This window comes from Stenotrophomonas maltophilia group sp. RNC7, assembly GCF_030910085.1.
Lineage (GTDB): Bacteria > Pseudomonadota > Gammaproteobacteria > Xanthomonadales > Xanthomonadaceae > Stenotrophomonas > Stenotrophomonas sepilia.
In genome coordinates this window covers 1-1,157 of record NZ_JAVFVN010000945.1, presented here as the reverse complement: position 1 = coordinate 1,157, position 1,157 = coordinate 1, and the positions used below count along the sequence as shown (strand labels likewise).

Below are 1,157 nucleotides of genomic sequence, written 5' to 3'. Positions count from 1 at the left end.
TGTAGCCTTCAGAGACATAGGAAGTAAAATTGGGACTGCATGCGTAACATGAACTGCCTGCAGGAAAAGGCCCCTCCGGACGACCGGAAAGGTTCTTTCCTGCACCGAGCAGGTTCACGGTGCCTTCGCTACCAACCCCTTTGCCGATACTGACGGCATTGGCGCCCATATAAATCTGCGCATTGCCATCGGTTGAAACCGTGAGCGTTCCCGTTCCCTGGTTCGTGCCGACAACCAGCGAATTTCCAAAATAGATGCTGGCGGAGTTATATTGATTGGCCGGATCTGTTATTATGTCGAGACGTACAGCACCAGCCTGTCCCGCCGCCCCGCCGATAGTGCCCGCCCCCGACCCTCCCGAGCCAATCGTAACATCGATTGTACCAATGGCACTGCCATTATTGACGGACGAACTATCGCCTTGCGGACCCGCTCCATCATCCCAATTGCCCGGTTCGAAGAAATCATTGCTGATCGCTCCCGTCCATTCATTAGCCGCCGCAAACGAGGGTACAACGATGCTGATGAGGGCAACGGCCGCAGAGGTCATGAGATACTTATGGAAACGGTCGCTGGAAATAGCGGCGACCGCCCGCGTGTGTCTGGTCTGCAAATCAGGCAAGGACCCCTCCTTTGGCGTCACAAATCGACGCCATCCGACTGATTTTGGGGAGATGATAGGCAAAGTGAAAAAATTTAAAATATAAGCGATTGCTAAAACCCGATAAAAATCGAGTAGAGTTCATTGAAGTAGCGATGTTCGTATTGTTCCTATCCAGTCCTAGTGGTTCTCTATTTTGATCCATCGCCGCATACTTGAGCAGCTCCAGATTTGTGTGATTCTTTCAACTTTCGTGGAGAGTTGGTGTCTTGAACAGTTCAGAACGTTATCAGACTTTTGAAGTGCCTGTTGCTCTGTGTGCAGAGCAACATCGCCACCATGGCTTCATCAGGTCCACCAGCACGATGAAAACACCAAATCTGTTTGCACCGATAACCCTGGCGGAATTTGCCGATATTTCGCGCTGCTATCCTATTCTGTTCTTTAACGATGATGCAGTATTTCCAGTCGCGATAGTCGGGCAGGTTAGACGGGGGCAGCAAATTTTTTCGCCTGTTGCGTCCGGTGCAAATGCCTATCTGCCGGCGGTTTACCA

The 1,157-nt window shown here is 51.2% G+C and carries 2 protein-coding genes; one reads left to right on the top strand and one right to left on the bottom strand.

All coding sequences use genetic code 11. The annotated features are described in order from the left end of the window. Positions 1 to 622, bottom strand: a 622-nt coding sequence (locus RCF13_RS23825) for a hypothetical protein (RefSeq protein ID WP_308141614.1), incomplete at its 3' end; no start/stop codon positions are given. Positions 623 to 870: 248 nt separating this feature from the next. On the opposite strand from RCF13_RS23825, the gene RCF13_RS23820 reads away from it, so the two are divergent. Continuing rightward, on the top strand, positions 871 to 1,157 hold a 287-nt coding region (locus RCF13_RS23820), incomplete at its 3' end, for a SapC family protein (protein ID WP_308141613.1).